Annotated in this window: 24 protein-coding genes; 13 read left to right on the top strand and 11 right to left on the bottom strand. The window is 70.0% G+C overall.

Translation table 11 applies throughout. From position 1 onward, the window contains the following. Nucleotides 1-24 precede the first annotated feature (24 nt). Nucleotides 25-783, top strand: a complete 759-nt coding sequence (locus tag ABZ833_RS14120) for a hypothetical protein (protein WP_361045660.1) — start codon at nt 25-27, stop codon at nt 781-783. Here the strand turns inward: ABZ833_RS14120 and ABZ833_RS14115 are convergent. Genes ABZ833_RS14115 through cobT form a run of 3 tightly spaced genes read right to left on the bottom strand, consistent with a single transcriptional unit; the run spans nt 729 to nt 4,402 of the window. Beyond that, nucleotides 729-1,445, bottom strand: a complete 717-nt coding sequence (locus ABZ833_RS14115; protein ID WP_361045658.1) for a hypothetical protein — start codon at nt 1,443-1,445, stop codon at nt 729-731. The genes ABZ833_RS14120 and ABZ833_RS14115 overlap by 55 nt on opposite strands. Further along, nucleotides 1,442-3,190: a phosphatidylglycerol lysyltransferase domain-containing protein gene (locus ABZ833_RS14110; protein ID WP_361045656.1), complete on the bottom strand. Its 1,749-nt coding sequence runs from the start codon at nt 3,188-3,190 to the stop codon at nt 1,442-1,444. The genes ABZ833_RS14115 and ABZ833_RS14110 overlap by 4 nt, the downstream gene beginning before the upstream one ends. 60 nt (nt 3,191-3,250) lie before the next feature. Continuing rightward, complete coding sequence (gene cobT / locus ABZ833_RS14105) at nt 3,251-4,402, bottom strand: nicotinate-nucleotide--dimethylbenzimidazole phosphoribosyltransferase (RefSeq protein ID WP_361045653.1); 1,152 nt, start codon at nt 4,400-4,402, stop codon at nt 3,251-3,253. Between the two features lie 189 nt (nt 4,403-4,591). On the opposite strand from cobT, the gene ABZ833_RS14100 reads away from it, so the two are divergent. Then, entirely contained in the window at nt 4,592-5,323 is a 732-nt protein-coding gene (locus ABZ833_RS14100; protein WP_361045650.1) for a class I SAM-dependent methyltransferase, read from the top strand. Between the two features lie 16 nt (nt 5,324-5,339). Here ABZ833_RS14100 and ABZ833_RS14095 read toward each other — a convergent pair whose 3' ends face one another. Next, nucleotides 5,340-6,539: a bifunctional adenosylcobinamide kinase/adenosylcobinamide-phosphate guanylyltransferase gene (locus ABZ833_RS14095; RefSeq protein ID WP_361045648.1), complete on the bottom strand. Its 1,200-nt coding sequence runs from the start codon at nt 6,537-6,539 to the stop codon at nt 5,340-5,342. Between the two features lie 90 nt (nt 6,540-6,629). On the opposite strand from ABZ833_RS14095, the gene ABZ833_RS14090 reads away from it, so the two are divergent. Then, nucleotides 6,630-6,851, top strand: coding sequence for a hypothetical protein (locus ABZ833_RS14090; RefSeq protein ID WP_249590346.1), 222 nt, complete (start codon nt 6,630-6,632; stop codon nt 6,849-6,851). A 71-nt stretch (nt 6,852-6,922) separates the two neighbouring features. Here the strand turns inward: ABZ833_RS14090 and ABZ833_RS14085 are convergent, their stop codons facing one another. The 3 genes from ABZ833_RS14085 to ABZ833_RS14075 form a co-directional block, all read right to left on the bottom strand. Next, nucleotides 6,923-7,975: a trypsin-like peptidase domain-containing protein gene (locus tag ABZ833_RS14085; protein WP_361045644.1), complete on the bottom strand. Its 1,053-nt coding sequence runs from the start codon at nt 7,973-7,975 to the stop codon at nt 6,923-6,925. A 139-nt stretch (nt 7,976-8,114) separates the two neighbouring features. Continuing rightward, nucleotides 8,115-8,822, bottom strand: a complete 708-nt coding sequence (locus tag ABZ833_RS14080) for a class I SAM-dependent methyltransferase (RefSeq protein ID WP_361045642.1) — start codon at nt 8,820-8,822, stop codon at nt 8,115-8,117. Nucleotides 8,823-8,896: 74 nt separating this feature from the next. After that, complete coding sequence (locus tag ABZ833_RS14075) at nt 8,897-9,523, bottom strand: DUF3043 domain-containing protein (RefSeq protein WP_361045639.1); 627 nt, start codon at nt 9,521-9,523, stop codon at nt 8,897-8,899. Nucleotides 9,524-9,790: 267 nt separating this feature from the next. Here ABZ833_RS14075 and ABZ833_RS14070 point away from each other — a divergent pair, with 267 nt between their 5' ends. The 5 genes from ABZ833_RS14070 to ABZ833_RS14050 all read left to right on the top strand — a co-directional run bounded on the left by ABZ833_RS14070 (nt 9,791) and on the right by ABZ833_RS14050 (nt 16,291). Next, nucleotides 9,791-10,582, top strand: coding sequence for a PspA/IM30 family protein (locus ABZ833_RS14070; protein WP_351159509.1), 792 nt, complete (start codon nt 9,791-9,793; stop codon nt 10,580-10,582). A 41-nt stretch (nt 10,583-10,623) separates the two neighbouring features. Further along, nucleotides 10,624-10,902 carry a hypothetical protein gene (locus tag ABZ833_RS14065; protein ID WP_361045637.1) on the top strand — a complete coding sequence of 93 codons (279 nt, stop codon included), beginning with the start codon at nt 10,624-10,626 and terminating at the stop codon, nt 10,900-10,902. 177 nt (nt 10,903-11,079) lie between these two features. After that, on the top strand, nt 11,080-12,321 hold the full coding sequence (locus tag ABZ833_RS14060; RefSeq protein WP_361045635.1) for a sensor histidine kinase: 1,242 nt from the start codon (nt 11,080-11,082) through the stop codon (nt 12,319-12,321). Then, nucleotides 12,318-12,998, top strand: coding sequence for a response regulator transcription factor (locus ABZ833_RS14055; protein WP_249590352.1), 681 nt, complete (start codon nt 12,318-12,320; stop codon nt 12,996-12,998). Before ABZ833_RS14060 ends, ABZ833_RS14055 begins: the two co-directional genes overlap by 4 nt. Nucleotides 12,999-13,150: 152 nt before the next feature. Continuing rightward, nucleotides 13,151-16,291 carry an efflux RND transporter permease subunit gene (locus tag ABZ833_RS14050; protein WP_361045631.1) on the top strand — a complete coding sequence of 1,047 codons (3,141 nt, stop codon included), beginning with the start codon at nt 13,151-13,153 and terminating at the stop codon, nt 16,289-16,291. 419 nt (nt 16,292-16,710) lie between these two features. Here ABZ833_RS14050 and nadA read toward each other — a convergent pair whose 3' ends face one another. Then, nucleotides 16,711-17,898 carry a quinolinate synthase NadA gene (gene nadA / locus ABZ833_RS14045; protein ID WP_361045629.1) on the bottom strand — a complete coding sequence of 396 codons (1,188 nt, stop codon included), beginning with the start codon at nt 17,896-17,898 and terminating at the stop codon, nt 16,711-16,713. A gap of 308 nt (nt 17,899-18,206) precedes the next feature. Between nadA and ABZ833_RS14040 the strand changes: the two genes are divergently transcribed. After that, nucleotides 18,207-18,563, top strand: a complete 357-nt coding sequence (locus ABZ833_RS14040) for an iron-sulfur cluster assembly accessory protein (RefSeq protein WP_249590357.1) — start codon at nt 18,207-18,209, stop codon at nt 18,561-18,563. A gap of 62 nt (nt 18,564-18,625) precedes the next feature. Here the strand turns inward: ABZ833_RS14040 and ABZ833_RS14035 are convergent, their stop codons facing one another. Together ABZ833_RS14035 and ABZ833_RS14030 are read right to left on the bottom strand one after the other, a co-directional pair. After that, on the bottom strand, nt 18,626-20,137 hold the full coding sequence (locus tag ABZ833_RS14035; RefSeq protein WP_361045626.1) for a hypothetical protein: 1,512 nt from the start codon (nt 20,135-20,137) through the stop codon (nt 18,626-18,628). 195 nt (nt 20,138-20,332) lie between these two features. Continuing rightward, complete coding sequence (locus ABZ833_RS14030) at nt 20,333-20,560, bottom strand: hypothetical protein (RefSeq protein ID WP_361046387.1); 228 nt, start codon at nt 20,558-20,560, stop codon at nt 20,333-20,335. A 135-nt stretch (nt 20,561-20,695) separates the two neighbouring features. Between ABZ833_RS14030 and ABZ833_RS14025 the strand changes: the two genes are divergently transcribed. Then, nucleotides 20,696-21,670: a carbohydrate kinase family protein gene (locus tag ABZ833_RS14025; protein ID WP_361045623.1), complete on the top strand. Its 975-nt coding sequence runs from the start codon at nt 20,696-20,698 to the stop codon at nt 21,668-21,670. On the opposite strand, the gene ABZ833_RS14020 is transcribed toward ABZ833_RS14025, so the two are convergent. Beyond that, nucleotides 21,671-23,050, bottom strand: coding sequence for an aminotransferase class V-fold PLP-dependent enzyme (locus tag ABZ833_RS14020; protein ID WP_361045621.1), 1,380 nt, complete (start codon nt 23,048-23,050; stop codon nt 21,671-21,673). A gap of 345 nt (nt 23,051-23,395) precedes the next feature. Between ABZ833_RS14020 and coxB the strand changes: the two genes are divergently transcribed. The 3 genes from coxB to ABZ833_RS14005 are packed head-to-tail and all read left to right on the top strand — an operon-like array spanning nt 23,396 to nt 26,486. Then, a complete protein-coding gene (gene coxB / locus ABZ833_RS14015; protein ID WP_361045618.1) occupies nt 23,396-24,358 on the top strand; it encodes a cytochrome c oxidase subunit II in 963 nt (320 codons plus the stop codon). Next, the gene (gene ctaD, locus ABZ833_RS14010; RefSeq protein ID WP_361045615.1) at nt 24,355-26,091 is read left to right on the top strand and encodes a cytochrome c oxidase subunit I; all 1,737 of its coding nucleotides are present in this window, start codon (nt 24,355-24,357) and stop codon (nt 26,089-26,091) included. The genes coxB and ctaD overlap by 4 nt, the downstream gene beginning before the upstream one ends. Continuing rightward, nucleotides 26,088-26,486, top strand: coding sequence for a cytochrome c oxidase subunit 4 (locus tag ABZ833_RS14005; RefSeq protein ID WP_249590363.1), 399 nt, complete (start codon nt 26,088-26,090; stop codon nt 26,484-26,486). Before ctaD ends, ABZ833_RS14005 begins: the two co-directional genes overlap by 4 nt. Nucleotides 26,487-26,490: the final 4 nt, after the last annotated feature.

Here is a 26,490-nt window from a genome sequence, read left to right as displayed (position 1 = left end):
GGTACGGCACCGCAGGATGGGCCCATGGGTGACTGGTGGTACCGGAACATCGTGGAGCCGGGAAAGCTCCCGCTCCTGCTGGCCCTGCTCTCCTTCGTGGGCTGCTTCCTCGTCACCCGCACCATCACCCGCCTCATCCGCGCGGGCAAGGGCCCCTTCCGGAACATCAGCTCGGGCGACGTCCACATCCACCACGTGGTGCCCGGCATCTTCCTGATGCTCGTCGGCGGATTCTGGGCGGTCGCGGCCGGCAGCCACAGCCTCGGCGCGATGTTCGCGGCGGTCATCTTCGGCATCGGCGCCGGTCTCGTGCTCGACGAGTTCGCGCTGATCCTCTACCTCGACGACGTCTACTGGAGCGAGCAGGGCCGCAAGAGCGTCGAGGTCGTGATGCTGACGACGGCCCTGGTGGTGCTCATCCTCACCGGGTTCACCCCGTTCGGGGTGAACGACCTGACGCCCGAGGAGCGGAGCAACCGCGCGGGCCTGGCCCTGAACGTCGCCGTCAACTGCTGCTTCGCCCTGATCGCCCTCGCCAAGGGCAAGCTCCAGACGGCCCTGATCGGCATGGTCGTCCCGCTGGTCGCCCTGGTGGGCGCGATCCGCCTCGCCCGCCCGGGATCGGCCTGGTCCAGGCGCTTCTACCGCAACCGGCACCGCACCCGTGCACGGGCGGCCCTGCGCGCCTACCACCACGACCGCCGCTGGGCAGGCCCACGCCGCAGGGTTCAGGACTGGATCGGCGGCAAACCCGACCCGGAGCTGGCGCGCCCACGCCGCTGAAGCACCGCCGAGCAGGCGCACAGGACCAGCACCGCCGCGATCGCCGCCAGGTGCTCCTTGCCCGCGAGGTTGTTCTTGACGAACACCTCGACGACCATCACGGCGATCACGAGCCCCGCCGTGAACCAGGCCCGGTAGCGCCAGCACACGTAGACCGCGAGCCCGACCACCGCGGCGGAAGGACCGGTGTCGACGACCTGCGCGTCGGACGCGGGGAGCCCCAGCGGGTTGCCGGGACCCCACTCGATGCCTACGCGCGCGTAGAGCGTGCCCGCGAGGGTGGCCGCGTAGCCGATGACGAGCGTGCGCCACCAGCCGATACAGATCTCCGCGATGCCGAACACCAGCAGGATCTGGGCGAGCGCGCCCCAGACGGGCAGGTCGAGCGCCGGTACGAAGAGCGAGAGCGGGGTGCGCAGCAGGGCGAGCCAGAGCGGGTCCTCGGCCCGTACGGAGCCGATGTTCTGCACGAACTGATAGCCCCAGGACTGGTTCTGCACGAACTGCAAGAGGGCGGTCAGGCAGACGGCGGCCAGCGTCATGGGCGCCGCACGCCACCGCCGCTCCGCGATGCCGTCGCGCACGGTGGCGTACAGCGGCCCCCACTCGGTGCGCGCCAGACGGGTCAGGCGGGTCAGACGGCCTGTGGCCAGGGAGCTCATCGTCGGGACTCCAGATGCTTGCGGTGCAACCACTTCGGCAGGCCCGGCGCCTCCAGGAAGCCCTCCGCGCGGGCCGACGCGATGCCGATGCGCGGCAGGTCGCCGCTCTTCTCGAAGAGAAGGAAGCGCGGCTCCCAGATCGGGCGGTACTTCGCGTTGGCGCGGTACAGCGACTCGATCTGCCACCACCGCGAGAAGAAGGTGAGCAGCGAGCGCCACAGCCGCAGGACCGGGCCCGCGCCGAGCCGCGAGCCACGCTCGAAGACCGACCTGAACATCGCGAAGTTGAGCGAGACCTGAGTGATCCTGATCTCGGCGGCGCGCTGGAGCAGTTCGATGACCATGAACTCCATCAGGCCGTTCTCCGAGTCGCGGTCACGGCGCATCAGGTCGAGCGAGAGCCCGCGCGGGCCCCACGGAACGAAGGAGAGCACCGCCCTCAACTCCCCTTCCCCATCGGTGCATTCGAGCATCACGCACCGCCCGTCCGTAGGGTCGCCGAGCCGCCCGAGCGCCATGGAGAAGCCGCGCTCGGTGGCCCCGTCGCGCCAGTCGTCGGCCCGCTCGAGGAGGTAGGCCATCTCGTCGGCGGGGATGTCCTCGTGACGGCGGATCCGCACCTCGTAACCGGCTCGTTTGACCCGGTTGTACGCCTGGCGGACCGTCCGCATGGCCCGCCCCTCCATCGTGAACTCGGCCGTCTCGACGATGGCTTCGTCGCCCAGTTCGAGCGCGTCGAGGCCGTGCCGGGCGTAGATCGTGCCCGCCTCCTCGCTCGCGCCCATCACGGCGGGGATCCAGCCGTGCACGCGGGCGTCGGCGAGCCAGGGCTCGATGGCGCCGGGCCAGGCCTCGGGATCCCCGATCGGATCACCGGAGGCCAGCGAGACGCCCCCGATCACCCGGTAGGCGACCGCGGCCTTGCCGCTCGGCGACCAGACGACGCTCTTCTCGCGGCGCAGCGCGAAGTAGCCGAGCGAGTCGCGCTCGCCGTACTTGTCGAGGAGCCCGTGCAGCTTGCGCTCGTCGTCCTCGGTGAGCGGGTCGACCGCCTTGCGCGAGCGGAACGCGGCGTACAGGACGGCAAGGAGGAGCAGCGTGCTGAGCACGTTGATGGAGACGTTGACCCAGCCGGGCGTGGTGATGCCCTCGAACCGCTTGTCGTCGGCGGCCAGCGAGACCAGGCGCATCGTGCCGTAGCGCCAGCGGTCGAGGAAGGTCGAACGGAACTCGTCGTGCGCGCGGTTGGTGACGGTGACCAGGAACGCGGCGATCAGCGAGGTCACCAGGAGTCCGCCGACGGCGACGGCCGCGGCGAGCTTCGGATTGGAGCGGTCGCCCTTGGCGTAGAACTCCCGGCGCCCGACGATCAGCGCGGCGACGAACGCGGCGGTCAGTACGAGAGAGATCCAGTTCTGCGCGTACCTGCGGATCTCCGGGAAGATCATCGCGAACGCGAAGAGGAGTAGAAAGAGCCCGCTGAGCACGAGGTTGAGGATCCAGGCAGCGCGTTTGCGGCGGCGCATCGTGATCGCCAGGAACATCGTGAAGGCGCCGGACGCGAAGCCGGCGGTCAGCAGATACGGCGTGAAGTAGTTCTCGGTGTTGTGCCGCCGCAGATCCTGTCCCAGGGAGACCCAGACCGCGCTCAGAAAGTTGATGAAGGTGACGGCGCGGAGGTACCAGACACTGAAGGCCGCGGCGAGACGCTGACGGCGCCCGGCAGCAGATTGCTCATCTCCCATGAAAAGGGATCATATGGGGCATGCCGGGCCGTCTTCGGCTGTGACCAGCCGCGCCGTCGCCTACTCCGCTTCGGGCGCCGCCGTCCCGAGCTTGTTCTCGGCCTTGTTCTCGGCCTCGGCGTCGGCCGGGGACTCCGGCTCGGCCTCGGGCTGCGGCTCGGGTTCCGGCTTCCGCTCGGGCAGTTCGGCGGAGAGCGCCGCCGCGGCCCGCACCAGCGGCAGCGCGAGCAGCGCCCCCAGGCCCTCGCCCACCTGCACGCCCTGCTCGAGTACGGGGTCGAGTGCCATCCGGTCCAGGGCCTTGGCCTGCGCGGGCTCCCCGCTGTTGTGCCCCGCGAGCCACCAGTCCGGCGCCCGGAAGGCGACCCGCTGGGCCACGAGCGCCGCGGCCGACGCCACGACGCCGTCCAGGATGACCGGCGTACGCCGCACCGCGCACTGCAGCAGGAACCCGGTCATGGCGGCGATGTCCGCACCGCCCACCGCCGCGAGCAGCTCCAGCTGATCCCCGAGCACGGGCCGCGCCCGCCGCAGGGAGTCCCGGACCGCCGCGCACTTGCGCATCCACGCGAGGTCGTCGATCGGCGCGCCGCCCCGGCCGGTCACCACGGACGCGTCGGTCCCGCACAGCGCGGCGACCAGCGTCGCCGCGGGCGTCGTGCCGCCGACGCTCACGTCGCCGAGCACGATCAGGTCGGTGCCGGAGTCCGCCTCCTCGTCGGCGACGGCCATCCCGGCCCGCACCGCGGCCTCGGCCTCGTCGGCCGTCAGGGCGTCCTCGATGTCGACGCGCCCGGAGCCGCGCCGCACCCGGTGCCCCGCGACCTCCGCGGGCAGCTCGGCCGGGTCGCAGTCCAGGGCCATGTCGACGACCCGGACGGGCACGTCGAGGCGGCGCGCGAGGACGGAGACGGGGCTCGCACCGGAGAGCACGGCACGGACGAGGTCGGCCGCACTGCCCGCGGGCCGCGCGGAGACGTCGAGTCCCGCGACCCCGTGGTCACCCGCGAAGAGGATCACGCGCGGCCGCTCGATCGGCTTGACCGGCACCGAGGACTGGGCCGCGGACAGCCATTCGCTCAGCTCGTCCAGGCGGCCGAGCGCCCCGGGCGGCACGCTCTGCCGTTCCCTGCGCTCTTCGGCGTCACGGCGCACCCCGCCGTCGGGCCGCTCGATCAGGTCGGTGAAGTCGTCGAGATTCAGCGAGCTCATTCGCCGAACAGTACCGGCAGGGCCTGACCTCGGTTCGGACGGCCCGGCAGCAGGCATCCCCCCGCGCGCGGCACCGCGGAACGCGGCACCTCCACGGTGTCGTTGCGCCGGTGCTGATGATCCTTTACGTACCGTTTGGGGCGGTTGTCGTGTCGCTCGTACCGTCCGACGAAGGAGCCCGCCACGCCCATGGACGCCGCCAAGGCCGCAGCCGCCCAGGCCGAGAAGATCTTCGCCGTCCCGAACTCCACCCGCCGCCACCAGGCACGGGCGCGGGCGATGGGCCGGTTCATCGAGCCCGAGAGCTGGCTGGACATCGACACCGGGCACGGGCACTTCCCCGCCGTCGCCCAGCAGGTGCACCCGTACACCGCCTTCGACGGCCTCGACCTCACCGAGCGCGTGACGGAGGGCCGCAGGGCGGGCCGCGTGGAGGAGGCCCACCGCGGGCTCCTCACCGACCTGGCGCCCAGGCTCGCGGGGCGCTACGACGCGCTGAGCATGTTCCACTACCTGGAGCGCAGCGCCGATCCGCGCATCGAACTCATCGCCGCCCGCACGGTGTTGCGGCCCGGCGGCCATCTGATGATCGAGGTCCCCGTCCCGGAGAGCCGGTACGCCAGGCTGCTGGGCAAGGGGTGGCTCCGCGCCGAGCCCTACCACCGCATCCCGCTCGCCGCCCTCCGCCACGAGCTGGAGAGCCTCGGCTACACCGTCGTGGCCACCGACCGGCGCGAGCCGCACATCCCCTTCGACCTGACCGCGGGCCTCGCCTTCGCCCTCGGCCGCGTCCGGGCCGCGGCCCGCGTCGCGGCCCCGCTCCTCGCCGCGGCGGCCCTGGCCGACCGGATCCTCGCCCCCGTGGTCAGCCGCACCCGGTTCTCCAACGCCTACCGGGTCATCGCGAGGCGGAACCCCTGATGCGTGAGGCCCCGGCTCAGCCCCGCAGGACGAGCGCCTGGCCCGCCACGACGAACAGCACGTGCTCGCACTCCGTCGCGAACGCCGCGTTCAGACGCCCCAGTTCATCGCGGTAGCGGCGGCCCGAAGCGGTCGCGGGGACGATGCCGGAGCCGACCTCGTTCGACACGGCGACGACCGTGCGCCGGGTCGCGCGCACCGCGTCCGTGAGCTCGGCGACCCGCTTGCGCAGCGCCCGCTCGCCGCCGCCCGCCCATTCGTCGTCGTCCCACGCGTTCACCTCGTCCATGGCGTACGTCAGCCACAGCGACAGGCAGTCGATGAGCAGGGGAGGGCCGTTCTCGGCGAGCAGCGGCACGAGGTCGCAGGTCTCGGCGGTGCTCCACGACCCGGGCCGCCGTTCGCGGTGGGCGCTCACCCGGTTCGCCCACTCGGAGTCGCCGTTCCTGGTCCCGCCCGTGGCCACGTAGAGCACCTCGGGGAAGGCCTCCAGGCGCCGCTCGGCCTCCACCGACTTCCCGGACCGCGCACCGCCGAGCACGAGCGTGCGGCGCGGCACGTCCGGTACGTCCTCATAGGCGCCGACCACCAGCGTCGTCCCGTCCGGCACGGCCCGCGCACCGGCGGCGGCCAGCCTGCGGGTCAGCTCCGCGCCCGGCGGCACCTCGTGGCCCAGATGGACGGCGACGACATCAGTGGTCGGCCCGATCGCACCCGCCGCCCGCAGCCGCGCGAGCCCGTCGGGGCGCCCGACGACATCGGCGAGGACCATCTCGTACGCGGGATGCCCGTCCGGCAGCCCGGAGGGCGCACCGTCCGGCGGCAGGTACAGGAGCCGCTCCCCGTCGGGGCCCACCACCTCGTATCCCGTGCCGGGGTGGTCCATCGCCACCGCGCGCACCCGGTGTCCGGTGAGCAGCGCGAGCTCCCGGCCGTCGGGCACCCGGCCCGGCTGCGGAAGTCCTGCCGGTACCTCCACCGAGGGGCCGTCGTGCGGATGGGAGAGCAGGACCTGGCGTACGCCGCCGAGCGAGTGCCCGGAGCGGGCGGCCGCGAAGGCGGCGCCAGGGGTGAGGTCCAGGAGCAGGACGCCGTCCACCAGAAGCGCGGTGGCGGCGCGTGCGGCGCCGCCGAGCGCGGTCGCGCAGGCCGCGCAGGGGCAGCCGGGACGGGGCAGGCCTTCGGGATCGCCGGTGCCGAGCAGAGTCAGTTCCACAGGAAGATCCTCCCGCGTCGCCGCGAGCGCCGCTCGCCCGGCTAGGCTTCAAGCGGCTTCACACAGCTGTCGGACCATCGGGAGGCTGGCATGGCGGCATGGACGTGGCGGTTCGAGAAGACGGACGGGACGGAGGTCCAGCCCGCTCTGACGCCCGAGGAGTTCACGACTCAGGGGGACGCGGAGTCGTGGGTCGGCGAGTACTGGAAAGAACTCGCCGAAGGCGGCGCCGACCAGGTGTCGCTCTTCGAGGACACGAACAAGATCTATGGGCCGATGAGCCTGCACGCGGAGGACGCGGCGCAAGGTTGAGCGACGCCTGAACGTGAGGGGGTGGCCGCAGCAGCGGCCACCCCCTCACGGCGTGTCACGACATGCCGTGCCTAGATCTCGCCCAGCGTGACGTCGGCGGTCTTCTCGGAGCCGTCCCTCACGTACGTCACCTGCGTCTTGTCGCCCGGCTTCTCCCCGGCGAGCGCCTCGGAGAGCGAGGTGATCGTGGTGAGCTCGGTGTCGCCCAGCTTGGTGATGATGTCGCCGGGCTCGATGCCCGCCTCGGCCGCAGCGCCGTCCTTCTGCGCCTCGACGACGGCGACGCCCGCGGGCTTGTAGTCGTCACCCAGGACCGTGCGTCCCGTGATGCCGAGGGCGGCCCGGCCCGAGTCGGTGACCTTGCCGTCCTTGACGATCTGGTCGGCGACGGTCTTCACCATCGAGGACGGGATCGCGAACCCGATGCCGGGCGCCGCGCTGTCGCCCATGTTCGGGTCGGTCGCGGCGAGCGTCGGAATGCCGATGACCTCGCTGTCGAGGGTGACCAGGGCGCCGCCGCTGTTGCCCGGGTTGATCGCGGCGGACGTCTGCACCATGTTCGCGATGGTGGCCCCGGTCGCACCCTCGGAGCGGCCCTCGCTGACGGTCCTGCCGGTGGCGGAGATGATGCCCTGCGTGACGCTGGAGGACAGGCCGAGCGGCGAACCCATGGCGAGCACGATCTGCCCGACCTCGGCCTTCGTGGAGTCCGCGAACTTCGCGGCCTTGAGTCCGCTCGGCGGGTTGTCGATCTTGATGACGGCGAGGTCCTGCTCGGGGTAGGAGGCGACCAGCTTCGCGGTGAGCGCCTGCTCCCCGGTGGCCGTCGTGACCTTGAAGGTCTCTTCCTTGCCCACGACGTGGGCGTTGGTGACGACATGTCCCTTGTCGTCGTAGACGACGCCGGAGCCAAGGCTCTCGGAGGCATCGATCTGGACGACCGACGGCAGGACGTCCTTGATCACCTGCTGATAGTCGTCCTGCAGGTCGCTGTCCGCCATGGGCGCGGCCTGGGTGGTGGATTCACCGGAGTCCCCGGAGCCGGAACTGGAGCATCCGCTCACGAGAAGCCCGGCGGCGATGAGGGCGGCGGCGGTGACGGTACGGGTACGCGAGACAGTCATGTCCCGAGTGTCACGTTGGCCCCGATATGCCGCCCTGAGTTAGAGGGCCGATCAGGGGGCGCCGGTGGGTCCCACCCAATCCGCTGCGGGGCAATCGGGTGGGTGGGCGGGAAACATCCGCCGCGAAGCGGCGGTCCAATCAGTCCCGCACGCCGCAGACGTGCAGCAACGCGGCCACCCGCCGATAGGGATCCGTACGCCCGGCCCGCTCCTCGGCGGCAAGCAACGCCGCCAACTCCCCGTCCTCCGGCGGAACCGCATCGTCCGCCGCCTGGTCGGTGAAGACCCGCACGCCGTACCAGGCGTGCAGCGGCGCGGCGATCCCCGCCAGCGAGGCGGAAACCGCGTCGAGCCGGTCCGCACGCGCCTGCAGCCCGATCCGGTTGCGGTACACGGTGGAGTCGAAGGCGGCCATCGCCCCCGGCCAGTCCCCGGCGAGCCCCGGCCGCATGGCCAGCGCGTCCGCGTTCCGGACGAGGAGGGAGAGCAGCCCTCCGGGAGCCAGCATCCGGGCGAGGCCCGCGAGCAGCGCGTCCGGCTCCTCGACGTACATCAGTACGCCGTGGCAGAGCACGACGTCGAAGCTGCCCGGCAGGAAATGCACCCCGGTCTCGCGCCCGTCGCCCTCGACGATGCGCACCCGCCCCTGGATCCCCTCCGGCTCGGAGCCGAGCGCGGCACGCGCCGCGGCCACCATCGCCGGATCCTGCTCGACGCCCGTCACCTTGTGCCCGGCACGGGCGAGCCGCAGGGCCTGCGTGCCCTGGCCCATGCCCACGTCGAGCACCCGCAGCCGCTGCCCCACGGGGAAGCGCCCGGCTATCTGCTCGTCGAGCTGCCGGGTCACCAGCTCCTGCCGTACGGCATTGCGCAGGCCGCCCAGCTTCTCTAGCCACGCGGCCGCCCCGCCGGCGAAACCGCTCAGGGCCGCTCTCCGCGCTTGACCTGCGGCTTCGGCAGCCTCAGGCGGCGCATCTGGAGCGTACGCATCAGGGCGTACGCGACCGCGCCCTTCTTGCTCTCGCTCGGGAAGCGCTCGTTCAGGCGCTTCTTCAGGCGGACCGCCGTCGTCACCGAGTCCACGATGATCAGGACGATCACGAAGAGCCACAGCAGCAGAGCGATATTCTGCAGCTGCGGAATCCGGACCATGCTCAGTACGAGGATGATCACGGCGAGCGGCAGGAAGAACTCGGCGATGCAGAACCGCGAGTCGACGAAGTCGCGCGCGAACTTGCGCACGGGGCCCTTGTCGCGGGCGGGCAGATAGCGCTCGTCACCGCTGGCGAGCGCCTGACGCTGCTTGTCCATCTGGACGCGGCGTTCACTGCGCTGCCGCTTGGCCGCCTCCTTGCGCGTCACAGGCGTGTTGGCCACGCTGCGGCGCTGGGTCTGGGCCTCACTGCGCTTGGGCGTGGGGCGGCCCTTCGGGGCCTGCGGGTCACGGGGCTGCTGGGAGTCGGTCACCGGGGCCTTGCTCGCCGGGGCCTTCTCGTCCTTGGATCGGCTACGGAACACAAAACCCAAGGGTACGGGGTGCGGACGCATGGACCCCCGCCCGATGGGGAACGATCCGGCAACACCGGGCGTCTTGATTGTGTGCCTAAGGGGACGTTCCGTGTGGTTTACAAGCGGTTTTCGGGCGGTTCCCGGGGGTGCACCTACTCCCTACGCCTGAGCCCGGCCGGACACAGTCGTCCTTGGGGATGAGCGCATCCGCACGCGAACAGTGCGGTAATGGATGCAGGGCCCGTACTGTGGGTTCTGAGCAGTACCTGGAGCTGGAAGTCCGTCAGAAGGGGGCGCGCGAAGCCCATGAGCGGTGTCATGAAGCGTATGGGGATGATCTTCCGCGCGAAGGCGAACAAGGCCCTTGACCGGGCCGAGGACCCGCGCGAAACCCTCGATTACTCGTACCAGAAGCAGCTCGAGCTGCTGCAGAAGGTGCGCCGCGGTGTCGCCGATGTGGCGACCTCGCGCAAGCGCCTCGAGCTGCAGCTGAGCCAGCTCCAGAAGCAGTCCTCCACCCTTGAGGACCAGGGCCGCAAGGCCCTCGCCCTCGGCCGTGAGGACCTGGCCCGCGAGGCGCTCTCGCGCCGTGCGGCCCTGCAGCAGCAGGTGACCGACCTGGAGACGCAGCACCAGACGCTCCAGGGCGAGGAGGAGAAGCTCACCCTCGCGGCGCAGCGCCTCCAGGCCAAGGTCGACGCCTTCCGTACGAAGAAGGAGACGATCAAGGCCACGTACACCGCGGCCCAGGCGCAGACCCGGATCGGCGAGGCCTTCTCCGGCATCTCCGAGGAGATGGGCGACGTCGGCATGGCGATCCAGCGCGCCGAGGACAAGACCGCGCAGCTCCAGGCGCGGGCCGGCGCGATCGACGAGCTCCTGGCCTCCGGCGCGCTCGACGACTCCTCCGGGCTCGCCAAGGACGACATCCAGTCCGAGCTGGATCGCCTCTCCGGTGGTACTGATGTAGAGCTGGAACTGCAGCGGATGAAGGCCGAGCTGGCCGGCGGCTCGACGTCGAAGCAGGCCATCGAGCCGGGTCAGGGACAGCCCCAGGCCCAGCAGCCGCAGGACACCCCGCGCTTCGACAAGCAGTAGCAGCCCTACGCACTACACCGCTCACGTCCGAGGAGGGCGACATGATCGTACGGATCATGGGGGAGGGGCAGGTGAAGCTGGCCGACAGCCACTTCGCCGAACTGAACAAGCTGGACGACGAGTTGCTCGAGGAGATCGAGAGCGGTGACGAGTCCGGCTTCCGCAGGACGCTGGGCGCGTTGCTGGACAAGGTCCGGGAGCTGGGTGAACCCCTCCCGGACGACGCCCTCGAACCCTCCGAGCTGATCCTCCCCGCACCGGACGCGACGCTGGACGAGGTCCGCGAAATGCTGAGCGACGACGGCCTGATCCCGGGCTAGTCGCGGCCCGGATCGGATGCGGGGCAATCGGGTGGGTAGGCGGGAAAGATCCGGCGCGAAGCGTCGGGACAGGACGCCCAGGGAGACGGAGCTCAGCCGGAACAAGGGCAACGCCCCGCAGGGGCGAGCCGTTCAGACAGGTCCCCGCAGCCCGCAGGGCCCCGTACCGTTTAAGGCGTGACCACTCTCGTGCGAGGCCGCTGTTGGGCCAAGGCGCACCCCCTGGCTGTGGACGCCGCCCTCGCGGCAGCCGTCCTCGTGTGCATGGTCAGCGGTTCGTTCGTCGAGCCGTACGGACATGGCGACGGCCCCAGTTGGGGCACGCGCACCCCGGGCGTGCTCAGCCTCGTCCTGATGCTGTTCGGTGCCGTCGCGCTGGTCTTCCGCCGCCGCGCCCCCTGGATCGTGCTCGCCGCGACCTGCACCTTCTCCGTCATCGATCTGATCACCGGAGAGTTCCGCGGCACCGTCGTGATGAGCGCGGTCATCGCTCTCTACACCGTCGCCGCCACCACCAACCGCCCCACCACCTGGCGCGTCGGCGTGGTCACCATCACCGGGCTCACCGGAGTCGCGATGCTGACGGGCCCCCTGCCCTGGTACGCCCAGGAGAACATCGGCATCTTCGCCTGGACCGGCATGGCCGCGGCGGCCGGTGACGCAGTCCGCAGCCGCCGCGCCTTCGTGGACGCCATACGCGAGCGTGCCGAACGCGCGGAACGCACCCGCGAGGAGGAGGCCCGGCGCCGCGTCGCCGAGGAACGGCTGCGCATCGCCCGCGACCTGCACGACGTGGTCGCCCACCACATCGCCCTGGTCAACGTCCAGGCGGGCGTGGCGGCCCACGTCATGGACAAGCGGCCCGACCAGGCCAAGGAAGCCCTCTCCCACGTGCGCGACGCGAGCCGCTCCGCTCTCAACGAACTGCGCGCCACCGTCGGCCTGTTGCGCCAGACCGGCGACCCCGAGGCGCCCACCGAACCCGCACCGGGCCTGGCCCGCCTCGAAGATCTCGTCGACACCTTCCGGCACGCCGGGCTCCCCGTGGAAGTGGCCGTCAGCGACGACGCGACGGAGCTGCCCGCCGGAGTCGACCTGGCCGCCTACCGCATCATCCAGGAGGCCCTCACGAACGTGCAGAAGCACGCGGGGACGGGCGCCAAGGCAGAGGTCAGCGTCATCCGCGTGGGGCCGAACGCCGAGCTCACCATCCTGGACGACGGAGGGGGCGAGAAGCGGGAGCACAGCGGCGAGAACGACGGCGGCGGGCACGGCCTCATCGGCATGCGCGAGCGCGTCAGCGCCCTGGGCGGCCGCTGCACCGCCGGACCCCGCTACGGCGGCGGCTTCCGCGTCCATGCGATCCTGCCCGTCACGGCAACGCCGGTCACCCCGGCAGAGGGAGGGACCACCGCGTGACGATCCGGGTGCTGCTCGCCGACGACCAGGCACTGCTGCGCAGCGCGTTCAGGGTGCTCGTCGACTCCGAGCCCGACATGGAGGTCGTCGCCGAGGCGTCGGACGGCGCGGAGGCCGTCGAACTGGCCGCGTCACGGGCCGCCGACGTCGTCCTGATGGACATCCGCATGCCCGGCATGGACGGCCTCGCCGCCACCCGGCTGATCAGCGCGGACCCCGCCCTGGCCCACGTACGCGTGGTCATGCTGACGACCTTCGAGGTCGACGAGTACGTGGTGCAGTCGCTGCGCGCCGGCGCCTCCGGCTTCCTCGGCAAGGGCGCGGAGCCGGACGAGCTGCTCGGCGCGATCCGGATCGCGGCCGCGGGCGACGCGCTGCTCTCCCCGGCGGCCACGAAGGGCCTGATCGCCAAGTTCCTCGCGCAGGGCGACAGCTCGGACGGTGACGGCGGGGCGCGCGCGGAGCGGCTCGGCGCGCTCACCGGGCGCGAGCGCGAGGTCCTCGTCCAGGTCGCGGGCGGGCATTCGAACGACGAGATCGCCGAGCGGCTCGAGGTCAGCCCGCTCACGGTGAAGACCCATGTGAACCGCGCGATGGCGAAGCTGGGCGCGCGTGACCGGGCGCAACTCGTCGTCATTGCCTACGAATCGGGCCTGGTACGTCCAAGGGTGGAGTGACCGCGGGGCGGGACGTACTGCGCCCGCAGTATGCGCCGCATAAGAACGGGTCCACGGTCGGACGATTCCTGCCCTGGACATGGCAGATCGTGTAGGGGGCACCGGCCTGCCGGTGCCCGTTCCTGCGCAGTACGCCACAGAGAGAGACCACCATGTCCTGGCTGTCCCGGTTCAGCCTCGCCCAACGGGCCCTTGTCGGGCTGATATCGATCATCGCGCTCGTCTTCGGCGCGATCGCGATCCCTCAGCTCAAGCAGCAGCTGCTGCCCTCCATCGAACTGCCGATGGTGTCCGTCCTGGCCCCGTATCAGGGCGCGTCCCCCGATGTGGTCGAAAAGCAGGTCGTCGAACCCCTCGAGTCCTCCATCGACGCGGTCGACGGCATCACCGGCATCACCTCCACGGCGAGCGAGGGCAACGCCGTGATCATGGCCCAGTTCGACTACGGCAGCGGCTCCAAGCAGCTCGTCGCCGACGTCCAGCAGGCCGTGAACCGCTCCCGTGCCGAACTCCCCGACGACGTCGACCCGCAGGTCATCGCGGGCTCCACGGACGACATCCCGACCGTGGTCCTCTCCGTCACCTCCGACAAGGACCAGCAGGCGCTCTCCGACCAGCTCGACCGCACCGTCGTCCCCGCCATGGAGGACATCGACGGCGTCGGCCAGGTCACCGTCGACGGTGTGCGCGACCTCCAGGTCGACGTCACCCCCGACGACAGGAAGCTGGCCAAGGCGGGCCTGACCCCGGCCGCGCTCGGCCAGGCGCTCCAGGCCGGCGGCGCCACGCTCCCCGCGGGCTCCTTCGACGAGGACGGCAAGAACCGCACCGTCCAGGTCGGCGGCGGCTACACCTCCCTGAAGCAGATCCAGGACCTGATGGTCACCCCCGAGGCCAAGCCGGGGGAGCGGCCGGGCAAGCCGGTGCGCCTCAGTGACGTCGCCACGGTGAAGCAGCAGCCGTCGGAGGCCACCTCCATCACGCGGACGAACGGCAGGCCCAGCCTCGCCGTCGCGATCACGATGGACCAGGACGGCAGCGCCGTCGCCATCTCCGACGCGGTCAAGGACAAGCTGCCCGACCTGCGCAAGGACCTGGGCGCGGGCTCCGACCTGACGGTCGCGAGCGACCAGGGCCCGGCTGTCTCCAAGTCCATCGACGGCCTCACCACCGAGGGCGCCCTCGGCCTGGTCTTCGCGGTCCTCGTCATCCTGGTCTTCCTGGCGTCGATCCGCTCGACGCTGGTCACCGCGGTCTCCATCCCGCTCTCGGTCGTCCTCGCCCTGATCGTGCTGTGGACGAGGGACCTCTCCCTCAACATGCTCACGCTCGGCGCGCTGACCATCGCCATCGGCCGAGTCGTCGACGACTCGATCGTGGTCCTGGAGAACATCAAGCGCCACCTCGGATACGGCGAGGAGCGCGAGGCCGCGATCATCAAGGCGGTCAAGGAGGTCGCGGGCGCCGTGACGTCCTCGACCCTGACGACCGTCGCGGTCTTCCTGCCGATCGGCCTGGTCGGCGGCATGGTGGGCGAGCTCTTCGGCTCCTTCTCGCTGACGGTCACGGCGGCGCTCCTGGCGTCCCTGCTCGTCTCGCTGACCGTCGTGCCGGTCCTGTCGTACTGGTTCCTGCGTCCCCCCAAGGACGTTCGCGGCGCCGACCCGGAGGAGGCCCGCCGCAAGGCCGAGGAGAAGGAGGCGAAGAGCAGGCTCCAGCGCTTCTACGTCCCCGTCCTGCGCTTCGCGACGCGGCGCCGCTTCACCAGCCTCGTCATCGCGATCGTGATCCTCGTGGGCACGTTCGGCATGGCACCGCTCCTGAAGACCAACTTCTTCGACCAGGGCGAGCAGGAAGTCCTGACCATCAAGCAGGAGTTGAAGCCGGGCACCAGCCTGGCGGCGTCCGACGCGTCGGCCAAGAAGGTCGAGAAGATGCTCGACGGCCTGGACGAGATCAAGGACTACCAGGTCACGGTCGGCTCGTCCGGCTTCATGGCGGCGTTCGGCGGCAGTACGGACACCAACCAGGCGTCCTACACCCTGACGCTCAAGGACAAGTCCTCGTACGACAAGACGCAGGACAAGGTCGAGGAGGAGCTCGGCAAGCTCTCCGGCATCGGCCAGACGTCCATCGCGGCCGGTGACGGCTTCGGCAGCCAGGACCTGAGCGTGGTCGTCAAGGCCGCCGACGGCGCTGTGCTGCGCAAGGCGTCCGACGAGGTCCGCGACGAGGTCGCGAAGATCGACGACGTCACGGACGTCCAGAGCGACCTCTCGCAGAGCATCCCGAGGATCTCGGTCAAGGCCAACTCCAAGGCCGCCGCGGCCGGTTTCAACGACACCACCCTCGGCCAGGCCGTCGCCCAGGCAGTCCGCGGCACCGAGAGCGGCAAGGCGATCCTGGACGACACCGAGCGCGACATCGTGGTGAAGTCGGCGCAGCCCGCGAAGACGCTCGCCCAGCTGCGCAAGCTGAACCTCGGCGCCGCGAAGCTCGGCGACATCGCCGACGTCAAGCTGGTCGACGGTCCGGTCTCGATGACCCGCATCGACGGCTCGCGCGCCGCGACGATCACCGCGAAGCCCACCGGCGAGAACACCGGCGCCGTCAGCGCGGACCTCACCAAGAAGCTCGACGCGCTGAAGCTGCCGGACGGCGCCACGGCGTCCATCGGCGGTGTCTCCGAGGACCAGGACGAGGCGTTCGCCTCGCTCGGCCTCGCGATGCTCGCGGCGATCGCGATCGTCTTCATGCTCCTCGTGGCGACGTTCCGCTCGCTCGTCCAGCCGCTGATCCTGCTGGTCTCGATCCCGTTCGCGGCCACGGGCGCGATCGGACTCCTGATCGCCACCGACACCCCGATGGGTGTCCCGGCGATGATCGGCATGCTGATGCTGATCGGCATCGTGGTGACGAACGCGATCGTCCTGATCGACCTGATCAACCAGTACCGCAGGCAGGGTCACGGTGTCGTCGAGGCAGTCGTCGAGGGTGGCCGCCACCGCCTGCGCCCGATCCTCATGACGGCCCTGGCGACGATCTTCGCCCTGCTCCCGATGGCCCTCGGCATCACGGGCGAGGGCGGCTTCATCGCCCAGCCGCTCGCGGTGGTGGTCATCGGCGGCCTGATCACGTCGACGCTCCTCACGCTCCTCCTGGTCCCGACGCTGTACGCGATGGTGGAACTCCGCAAGGAGCGTCGCCGCGCGAAGCGCGAGACGAAGCGGGCGAAGAAGGCGGGCGTTCAGCCCGAGCACGCGTCCGAGGACGTGGAGCCCGCCCAGGTCTAGAGCGGCTTCCCACCACACCGAAGCTGCAGGCCGAGCGCTGGCCAAGGCGCCCAGCATCACTGACGACGGGGTGCCCCTCAAGCAGAGGGGCACCCCGTCCGCGTACGCCCACTGCAAGTGCCAGCACGGCAGCCCCACTGCACAGCGTCATCCCGGCGAACAGCGGCACCGCGGTGGAACACCACGGCCAGGAGCACCAGGCAGAGCACCGTCGTGAGCAGCCCCGCCGGAGAAGGCGACGGAGGTGAAGGCGAGCGTGTAGTCCACGTACGCCCGATCGCCCAGGACCGCACGGACCGAAGCCGCCACCACGACCGTCAGTGTCACGAGCAACGACACCCCGGCGAGCACCCAGAACACCGGTAAGGGGCACCCGCAATGGCGGGTGCCCCTTACCGCAGAAGAACAAGCAAGCGGCCCTACGGCAGCGCCAGCATCCGCTCCAGCGCCAGCTTCGCGAACTGCTCGGTCTCGCGGTCGACCTCGATCTGGTTGACCAGCTTGCCCTCGGCGAGGGACTCGAGCGCCCAGACCAGGTGCGGCAGGTCGATCCGGTTCATGGTCGAGCAGAAGCAGACCGTCTTGTCGAGGAAGACGATCTCCTTGTCATCGGCCGCGAAACGGTTCGCCAGGCGGCGTACGAGATTCAGCTCGGTCCCGATCGCCCACTTGGAACCGGCGGGGGCCGCCTCCAGGGTCTGGATGATGTGCTCGGTGGAGCCCACGTAGTCCGCCGCGGCCACGACCTCGTGCTTGCACTCGGGGTGCACCAGGACGTTGACGCCGGGGATCCGCGCGCGCACGTCCTCCACGGACTCCAGCGAGAAGCGCCCGTGCACCGAGCAGTGCCCGCGCCACAGGATCATCTTCGCGTCCCGCAGCTGCTCGACGGTCAGGCCGCCGTTCGGCTTGTGCGGGTTGTAGAGGACGCAGTCGTCGAGCGAGAAGCCCATGTCGCGGACCGCGGTGTTGCGCCCGAGGTGCTGGTCGGGAAGGAAGAGCACCTTCTCGCCCTGCTCATAGGCCCACTCCAGGGCGCGCTTGGCATTGGACGAGGTGCAGATCGTCCCGCCGTGCTTGCCGGTGAAGGCCTTGATGTCGGCCGACGAGTTCATGTACGAGACGGGCACGACCTGCTCGGCTATCCCGGCCTCGGCCAGCACGTCCCAGCACTCCGCGACCTGCTCGGCGGTGGCCATGTCGGCCATCGAGCAGCCGGCGGCCAGGTCGGGCAGGACGACCTTCTGGTCGTCGGTGGTCAGGATGTCCGCGGACTCGGCCATGAAGTGCACGCCGCAGAAGACGATGTACTCGGCCTCCGGCTTGGCGGCCGCGTCCTTGGCCAGCTTGAAGGAGTCGCCGGTGACATCCGCGAACTGGATGACCTCGTCGCGCTGGTAGTGGTGGCCGAGCACGAAGACCTTGTCGCCGAGCTTCTCCTTGGCGGCACGGGCGCGCTCGACCAGGTCGGGGTCGGAGGGTGACGGCAGATCGCCGGGGCACTCCACGCCGCGCTCGCTCTTGGGGTCGGCCTCGCGGCCGAGCAGCAGCAGGGCGAGCGGCGTCGGCTGGACGTCGAGGTCCACGGGGGACTGGGCGGTGGTCACGAGACACGCACCCTTTCTTCGAAATTAATGAGCGCGGCGACAGCCGCTCCAGTGGAGCCGGTGCTTGCACCGGGGGCTTTTCGTCTAATTGACGTTATCTATCATAGCTGCTTCACGTCAGTTTGACGACGGCCATAGTGTCGATGTGACGCGTTCGCCTTCGACGGGCCGATGCCCCACGAGGCGGCATGTGCGAGCATGAAGGGACCGACAGCCGAGAGACACAGCGCTCGGCCCGGAATGAATCCGCGGCCCCGCCGGTTGCAACCGTCGGCAAGCAGTCTCCGTACAACCCGGGAGAGAAGCAGATGTCCGTATCGGACGAGACCACCACCGTGAGCGACGGCATCCTCCTGTCCGACGCCGCCGCGGGCAAGGTCAAGGGCCTTCTTGAGCAGGAGGGCCGGGACGACCTGGCGCTGCGCGTCGCCGTTCAGCCCGGCGGCTGCTCCGGCCTTCGCTACCAGCTGTTCTTCGACGAGCGCTCGCTCGACGGCGACGTCGTCAAGGACTTCGACGGCGTCAAGGTCGTCACCGACCGGATGAGCGCTCCCTACCTGGGCGGCGCCTCCATCGACTTCGTCGACACCATCGAGAAGCAGGGCTTCACGATCGACAACCCGAACGCCACGGGCTCCTGCGCCTGCGGCGACTCGTTCAGCTAAATCCGTACATACGAAGGCGGCCCCCGAAGAACCTCGGGGGCCGCCTTCGTATGGCTGGGGAGCTACTTGCGCGGCACCGTCGCGCCGCCGTCCGCGTCCACGACCTTGCGGTCGCCCAGCGGCTTGTCCAGGGTCACGGTCTCCGTGAACTCCTTGGCGATCATGATGCAGACCTCGCCCTTCTTGTGGGTCTCGGTCACCTTCACGCGCACGCTGCCCTTGCTCTCGTCGGCCGACGCCGAGTAGTCACTGCAGGCGCCGCCCCAGAAGTGCACCGTCAGGGACTTGCCGTCCGCGCTGTAGGACTCCACGTGCAGGGGCGGGTCCTGCTGACCCGTGCCCGGCTTCTCGGTGGGCGTCGCAGTGGGGGACGGCGTGCTCGGCGAGGTGAGGAACTTCGGTTCCACCGCCGGATGCGTCACCGTGAAGGAGTCCTTCGCGCCCTGCGGCTTCACGTCGAACAGCCAGGCGGGCACGAGCGTCTGGCGCCCGTCCACGAAGTGCACGGCGAGCCCGAACGTGGCGTCCTTCACCGTGACCGGCTGCGGCTTCGGAGGCGCGGACGAGGGTTCCTCGCAGGGCGCCTTCGTCTGGTCGCCCGCGGGGCCGCCCGAGCCTTCCGAGCTGTCCGCCGTGTCGCCGTCGGCGTTCGGCACCGCCGACGCGCAGCCGCCGATGCCTACGCGGCCGTCGCCGCCGCCCGACTTGTTGAGCTGCTCCAGGGTCTCGCCGGCGCTGATCACCGGGTACGTGTCACCCTTCTCCGGCGCCTTCAACTGGCCGCTGCCGCCGACCACTTGGCCGTCCGAGCCGACCTGGATGCCGGTCGACCAGCCGTACGTCGGGAGTCCGCCCACCTTCGGGTCGGCGTTCACCACCCGTACGCCGCCCATGAGTTGGCGGGCGTCCAGCTTCGCCTCGTCCTGGCCCACGGCCTTCAGGACCGGCGCCGCGGCCTTCTTCGCCGCGCTCTCGCCGACCGCGTCACCCTCGCCGTTCGGCGCGGCGGACGACTCCGAACAGGCCTTGCCCTTCTGGCAGTTGTCGCCGCCACCGGTGGCGTACCGCGAGAACGTCCAGGTGCCCGGTGCCTGCTTGGTCACCTCCAGAGAGGGCCCGGAGCCGTCCTTGGTGGGGCCGATCTTCCAGGCGCCGCCTTGCGAGGTGGGCTTCCCCGTGACGCCGAGCGCCTTGGCGAGATCGATGACCTGGTCCTGGCCGACGGTGCCCCGCGCCTGGTAGACGGGCGCCGACTCGGGGCCGCCGGGCAGCTTGCCCTCGGCGCGGTAGGTGGCGCCGTTCGGGTCGGGCTCTCCCGGGGCGATGCCCTCGTTGCCGCCTTCCTGCCGGTCGCCGTCCGTGTGTCCGTCGAGGGCGAGCGGCGGGGGAGTGCCGCCGTCGCCGACTGGAGAACTGCCGTTGCCGTTGCCGCCGCTGCCGCCTGACGCGGTCGCGGCGAAGTAGGCCCCGCCGCCGCCGACGAGCAGCACCGTGGCCGCCACCGACGCGACGGCGAGGCGGGAACGCCGCCGGTGCTGCTCGGCCGCGTCGTTACCGGATCGCTCGGTGCTCACCGCATCGCTCCTTCGACTGCACTGCTGTCCCTGGAGACCCGTGCGTGGGCCTCGTTCGTATTCCGCGTCCCCTTTACGGGGGACAGCGGTGGGACGCAGCGGGGGAGCGCGCGGTTCCCTCGGCGCGCGCCGATACCCCTGGGCCGGTGCGCGGACCGGCCCTCGTCTCGGTCGCGGCTACGCGGTCGCCGCTGCTCAGTCGCCGTACTCGGACATGCCGTCGATCAGCCGGGCGGAGGCGGGCGGGACGCTGATCCCGTGGATCAGCGCGGGCGACACCGGGGCGGGCCGGGCGGCCGCCGGGGTCACCCAGTGCGGGGCCATGCGGGCGCAGTCGCCTCGCAGGGTCTCCATGTTCTCCGGGGGCTCGGAGGGCAGCTCGACGGGACGTGCGGTGACGACATGCTTCGAGATAACGGCCATATCCGCACCGTACGCATCGCACACCTCGCGAAAAAAGACCTACTAACGGGTAGTTTGGCCTCTTCAGCGAGGGTGCCCTGACCCGGTAGCGTGAACTGTCAATCCCTTGCCTCTCCTCCACAGGAGCATGCCGTCGTGCGTATCGCAGTCACCGGCTCCATCGCCACCGACCACCTGATGACCTTCCCCGGCCGCTTCGCCGACCAACTGGTCGCGGATCAGCTGCACACGGTTTCTCTCTCTTTCCTGGTCGACGCCCTAGACGTACGCAGGGGAGGCGTCGCCGCCAACATCTGCTTCGGCATGGGCCAGCTCGGCACCGACCCGGTCCTGGTCGGAGCCGCGGGCTCGGACTTCGGCGAGTACCGCGCCTGGCTCGACCGGCACGGCGTGGACACGGCATCGGTCCGCATCTCCGAGACGCTGCACACGGCCCGCTTCGTGTGCACCACGGACGCCGACCACAACCAGATCGGCTCGTTCTACACGGGTGCGATGAGCGAGGCCCGCCTGATCGAACTGAAGACCGTGGCCGACCGCGTGGGCGGTCTCGACCTGGTCCTCATCGGTGCGGACGACCCCGAGGCGATGATGCGCCACACCGAGGAGTGCCGGACGCGGAAGATCCCCTTCGCCGCGGACTTCTCCCAGCAGATCGCGCGCATGGACGGCGACGAGATCCGCACGCTCCTCGACGGCTCCACGTACCTCTTCTCGAACGAGTACGAGAAGGGGCTCATCGAGTCCAAGACCGGCTGGACCGACGCGGAGATCCTCTCCAAGGTCGGCCACCGCGTGACGACCCTCGGCTCGCGCGGCGTGCGCATCGAGTCCACGGGCCAGGACCCGATCGAGGTCGGCGTCCCCGAGGAAGAGGCGAAGGTCGAGCCGACCGGCGTCGGCGACGCCTTCCGCGCCGGGTTCCTGTCGGGCCTGGCCTGGGGCGTCTCCCACGAGCGCGCGGCACAGGTCGGCTGCATGCTCGCCACCCTGGTCATCGAGACCGTCGGCACGCAGGAGTACGAGCTCCAGCGCAGCAACTTCATGGACCGCTTCACCAAGGCGTACGGCCATGAGGCCGCGTCCGAGGTCCAGGCCCACCTGGTCTAGTCAGGAGCTCCGGCGGACCACATAGGCACGGCCGTGGTCCGCCGGCTCCTCGCCCACGTACTCCTGGCCCCGCATCTCGCACCACGCCGGGATGTCGAGCCGCGCCGCCTCGTCGTCCGCGAGGACCGTGACGGTGCCGCCCACCGGCACGTCCCCGATGACCTTCGCGAGCTCGATGACGGGGAGCGGGCAGCGCTTGCCGAGCGCGTCGACGACGAGGGAAGCGGATTGCGCACCCGACGCCGGTGCCACCGGAGCGCCCAGTTGTTCGCGCACCCCGGCCACCACGCCCGGCAGCACGTCCAGAAAACGCTCGACGTCAGCTTCCTGCGTCCCCCGTGGGAGTGACACCCGGACGTTGCCCTCGCTCAGTACGCCCATCGCCTTCAGGACGTGGCTGGGGGTCAGCGTCGAGCTGGTGCAGGAGGAGCCGGAGGAGACCGAGAACCCGGCCCGGTCCAGCTCGTGCAGCACGGTCTCCCCGTCGACGTAGAGACACGAGAAGGTCACCAGGTGGGGCAGCCGCCGCACCGGGTCGCCCACCACCTCCACGTCCGGCACAAGGCCCGGCACCCGCGCCCGGATCCGCTCCGTCAACTCCCGCAGCCGTGCGCCCTCCTCGGCTGCCTCGGCCTGCACGGCGCGCAGCGAGGCCGCGGCGGCGACCACCGCCGGGATGTTCTCGAAGCCCGGGGCGCGCCCCGACTCCCGCTCGTCGGCCGGGCCTTGCGGGGCGAACCGCACCCCCTTGCGCACGACGAGCAGCCCCACGCCCGCGGGCCCGCCCCACTTGTGGGCACTCGCGGCGAGCAGCGACCACTCCCCGCCCACCCGGCCCCACGGCAGCGACTGCGCCGCGTCCACCAGGAGCGGTACCCCGGCGGCGCGACACGCCGAAGCGACATCGGCCACCGGCTGCTCCGTGCCCACCTCGTGGTTGGCGGACTGGAGGCAGGCGAGCGCCGTGTCGGGGCGCAGGGCAGCGGCGTACGAGGCCGACGGCACCGCTCCGGAGCGGTCCACCGGGACCTCCGTCACCGTCCCCCCGTCGGCTTCGAGGGCCGCCGCCGCATGGAGCACCGAAGAGTGTTCGACCGCCGACACCACCAGATGCCGCCCGACACGCCGACGCCCCGCGAGCGCCCCGGCGATCCCGGAGTGCACGGACCGGGTGCCGGAAGAGGTGAAGGAGAGCTCGTCGGGGCGGCAGCCCACCGCGTCGGCGGCGGCCTCCCGTGCGGCATCGAGCAGCAGCCGGGCCCGCCGCCCCTCGCGATAGAGCCGCGCAGGATCGGCCCACCCCTCGTCCAGCGAGGCCTGCAGGGCCTGCCGGGCCACGGGGTGGAGGGGAGCGGAGGAGGCGACGTCGAAGTAGGACACGGGGCAACGCTAGAGCGTGCGCCCCGGTAGGCACCCCGGGGGAGCGCCCCGAAGGGGCGCGAGGAACTGCGCGACGAGCCACGACGGACCCGCGGCCGCGGACCGGGAGATTCCGCCGAGCTGCCGGGCGCCCCGACCCCCCGTCAGAAAGGGGTGGACGGCGGGGGGTCCCACCCTTCGGAGTGACCCGCGGCGCGTTAGGCACCCTCCCCGCGCGACCCCAAATAGCGTCCAGTAAGGTTTGGCCCGCATAAACATCCAAACCCCTGCCCGCCGCAGGGCGGCGACCGACCACCGAGAAGGCCGCAGCCGAAGCGCGGGCCGAGACTCTCGGGAAGGCGCTACGTGAGTCCCAACGGCTCCGACCGCTCGTCGCGGCGCCCGATGCGGCGGAAGCTGCCGCAGGTGCTGACTGCGGGCCTGATCCTTGCAACCGCCACCGGTTGCACATACAAGGACTTTCCCCGCCTTGGTATGCCCACCCCCGTAACGGAAGAGGCTCCGCGGATCCTCTCCCTCTGGCAGGGCTCGTGGGCGGCAGCGCTCGCCACGGGCGTGCTGGTCTGGGGTCTGATCCTGTGGAGTGTCATCTTCCACCGGCGCAGCCGCACCAAGGTGGAGGTACCTCCGCAGACGCGTTACAACATGCCCATCGAGGCGCTCTACACGGTGGTGCCTCTCATCATCGTCTCGGTGCTCTTCTACTTCACGGCCCGTGATGAGACGAAGCTCCTCGCTCTCGAGGACAAGCCCGCCCACACGGTCAACGTGGTCGGCTACCAGTGGAGCTGGGGCTTCAACTACATCGAGGACGTGCCGGGTTCCAACAAGGACGACGCGAAGACGGCCAAGGAGCTGGAGGCCATCCCGGACAAGTTCCGCGATGCGTTCCCGTCCAACGCCGGCGGCGTCTACGACGTCGGTACGCCCGGCCAGCGGAACCCGCAGAACGGCAACCCCGGTCCGACCCTCTGGCTCCCCAAGGGCGAGAAGGTCCGCTTCGTGCTGACTTCGCGTGACGTCATCCACTCCTTCTGGGTGGTGCCGTTCCTCATGAAGCAGGACGTCATCCCGGGCCACACCAACGCCTTCGAGGTGACTCCCAACAAGGAGGGCACCTTCATGGGCAAGTGCGCCGAGCTCTGCGGTGTCGACCACTCCCGGATGCTCTTCAACGTGAAGGTCGTTTCCCCCGAGCGCTACCAGAAGCACCTCGAGGACCTCGCGAAGAAGAACCAGACCGGATACATCCCGGCCGGCATCGAGCAGACGAGCCACGAGAAGAACCGGGAGACGAACAACCTGTGAGCATCCTCAACGAACCTCAGGGTGCCGCGGCAGCAGAAGACTCGTACGAGAACGAGCTGCCGGTACGGCGCAAGCAGCCGGGCAATGTGGTGATCAAGTGGTTGACCACCACCGACCACAAGACGATCGGCACGCTCTACCTGGTCACGTCGTTCGCGTTCTTCTGCATCGGCGGAGTGATGGCGCTCTTCATGCGCGCCGAACTCGCCCGCCCCGGTTCGCAGCTCATGTCGAACGAGCAGTTCAACCAGGCGTTCACGATGCACGGCACGATCATGCTGCTGATGTTCGCGACGCCGCTGTTCGCCGGATTCGCGAACTGGATCATGCCGCTGCAGATCGGCGCGCCCGACGTGGCGTTCCCGCGGCTGAACATGTTCGCGTACTGGCTGTACCTCTTCGGCTCGCTCATCGCGGTGGCCGGCTTCCTCACCCCGCAGGGTGCGGCTGACTTCGGCTGGTTCGCCTACTCCCCGCTGTCGGACGCCGTCCGCTCGCCGGGCATCGGCGCCGACATGTGGATCATGGGTCTGGCCTTCTCCGGCTTCGGCACGATCCTCGGCTCGGTCAACTTCATCACCACGATCATCTGCATGCGCGCTCCTGGCATGACGATGTTCCGGATGCCGATCTTCGTGTGGAACGTCCTGCTGACCGCGGTTCTGGTCCTGCTGGCCTTCCCGGTTCTGGCCGCCGCGCTGTTCGCCCTGGAGGCGGACCGTAAATTCGGTGCCCATATCTTCGACGCGTCCAATGGCGGCGCGCTGCTATGGCAACACCTCTTCTGGTTCTTCGGCCATCCAGAGGTGTACATCATCGCGTTGCCATTCTTCGGAATCATTTCCGAAGTCATCCCGGTCTTCTCCCGGAAGCCGATGTTCGGCTACATGGGCCTGATCGGCGCGACGATCGCCATCGCGGGTCTCTCCGTGACCGTGTGGGCGCACCACATGTACGTCACCGGTGGCGTGCTCCTACCGTTCTTCTCCTTCATGACGTTCTTGATCGCCGTACCGACAGGCGTGAAGTTCTTCAACTGGATCGGAACGATGTGGAAGGGCTCACTGAGTTTCGAGACACCGATGCTCTGGGCCGTCGGCTTCCTGATCACCTTCACCTTCGGTGGTCTGACCGGCGTCATCCTGGCCTCGCCGCCGATGGACTTCCACGTCTCGGACTCGTACTTCGTGGTCGCGCACTTCCACTACGTCGTCTTCGGCACCGTGGTCTTCGCGATGTTCTCCGGATTCCACTTCTGGTGGCCGAAGTTCACCGGCAAGATGCTGGACGAGCGGCTCGGCAAGATCACCTTCTGGACGCTGTTCATCGGCTTCCACGGCACGTTCCTGGTGCAGCACTGGCTGGGCGCCGAGGGCATGCCGCGTCGTTACGCGGACTACCTCGCGGCCGACGGTTTCACCGCTCTGAACACGATCTCGACGATCGCCTCGTTCCTGCTGGGTCTGTCGATCCTGCCGTTCTTCTACAACATCTGGAAGACCGCCAAGTACGGGAAGAAGATCGAGGTCGACGACCCGTGGGGCTACGGCCGCTCGCTCGAGTGGGCGACGTCCTGCCCGCCGCCGCGGCACAACTTCCTCACCCTGCCGCGGATCCGTTCCGAATCCCCGGCGTTCGACCTGCATCACCCTGAGATCGCGGCTCTCGACCAGCTCGAGAACAGCGGCCACGGTGACAAGGCGCTCGCGGGCGGCAAGGAGGCCGGCAAGTGAAGGTCCAAGGCAAGATGTTCATCTGGCTGAGCGTCTTCGTGCTCGCCATGGCGATCGTCTACGGCTGGTGGTCCAAGGAGCCGGCCGGTACGACCGCGCTGTTCCTGGCCTTCGGCCTGTGCATCATGATCGGCTACTACCTGGCCTTCACGGCCCGGCGTGTCGACGCGGCCGCACAGGACAACAAGGAGGCCGACGTAGCGGACGAGGCCGGCGAGGTGGGCTTCTTCAGCCCGCACAGCTGGCAGCCGCTCTCGCTGGCCATCGGTGGCGCGCTCGCCTTCATGGGAGTCGTCTTCGGCTGGTGGCTGCTGTACTTCTCGTTCCCGATCCTGATGATCGGCCTCTTCGGCTGGGTCTTCGAGTACTACCGGGGCGAGAACCAGACCCAGTGAGTCT

The sequence above is a fragment of the Streptomyces sp. NPDC047525 genome (assembly GCF_040643025.1).
Classification (GTDB): domain Bacteria; phylum Actinomycetota; class Actinomycetes; order Streptomycetales; family Streptomycetaceae; genus Streptomyces; species Streptomyces durmitorensis.
The sequence above is the reverse complement of the archived record's forward strand: the minus strand, read 5'-3'. Positions and strand labels throughout refer to the sequence as shown.

Coding starts and splice junctions, on each gene's coding strand:
- ABZ833_RS14115 (WP_361045658.1), bottom strand. CDS start 1,445: ATGAGCTCCCTGGCCACAGGCCGTCTGACCCGCCTGACCCGTCTGGCG.
- ABZ833_RS14065 (WP_361045637.1), top strand. CDS start 10,624: ATGATCGTACGGATCATGGGGGAGGGGCAGGTGAAGCTGGCCGACAGC.
- ABZ833_RS14100 (WP_361045650.1), top strand. CDS start 4,592: ATGGACGCCGCCAAGGCCGCAGCCGCCCAGGCCGAGAAGATCTTCGCC.
- ABZ833_RS14050 (WP_361045631.1), top strand. CDS start 13,151: ATGTCCTGGCTGTCCCGGTTCAGCCTCGCCCAACGGGCCCTTGTCGGG.
- cobT (WP_361045653.1), bottom strand. CDS start 4,402: ATGAGCTCGCTGAATCTCGACGACTTCACCGACCTGATCGAGCGGCCC.
- ABZ833_RS14090 (WP_249590346.1), top strand. CDS start 6,630: ATGGCGGCATGGACGTGGCGGTTCGAGAAGACGGACGGGACGGAGGTC.
- ABZ833_RS14070 (WP_351159509.1), top strand. CDS start 9,791: ATGAGCGGTGTCATGAAGCGTATGGGGATGATCTTCCGCGCGAAGGCG.
- ABZ833_RS14120 (WP_361045660.1), top strand. CDS start 25: ATGGGTGACTGGTGGTACCGGAACATCGTGGAGCCGGGAAAGCTCCCG.
- ABZ833_RS14075 (WP_361045639.1), bottom strand. CDS start 9,523: ATGCGTCCGCACCCCGTACCCTTGGGTTTTGTGTTCCGTAGCCGATCC.
- ABZ833_RS14040 (WP_249590357.1), top strand. CDS start 18,207: ATGTCCGTATCGGACGAGACCACCACCGTGAGCGACGGCATCCTCCTG.
- ABZ833_RS14085 (WP_361045644.1), bottom strand. CDS start 7,975: ATGACTGTCTCGCGTACCCGTACCGTCACCGCCGCCGCCCTCATCGCC.
- ABZ833_RS14110 (WP_361045656.1), bottom strand. CDS start 3,190: ATGGGAGATGAGCAATCTGCTGCCGGGCGCCGTCAGCGTCTCGCCGCG.
- ABZ833_RS14030 (WP_361046387.1), bottom strand. CDS start 20,560: ATGGCCGTTATCTCGAAGCATGTCGTCACCGCACGTCCCGTCGAGCTG.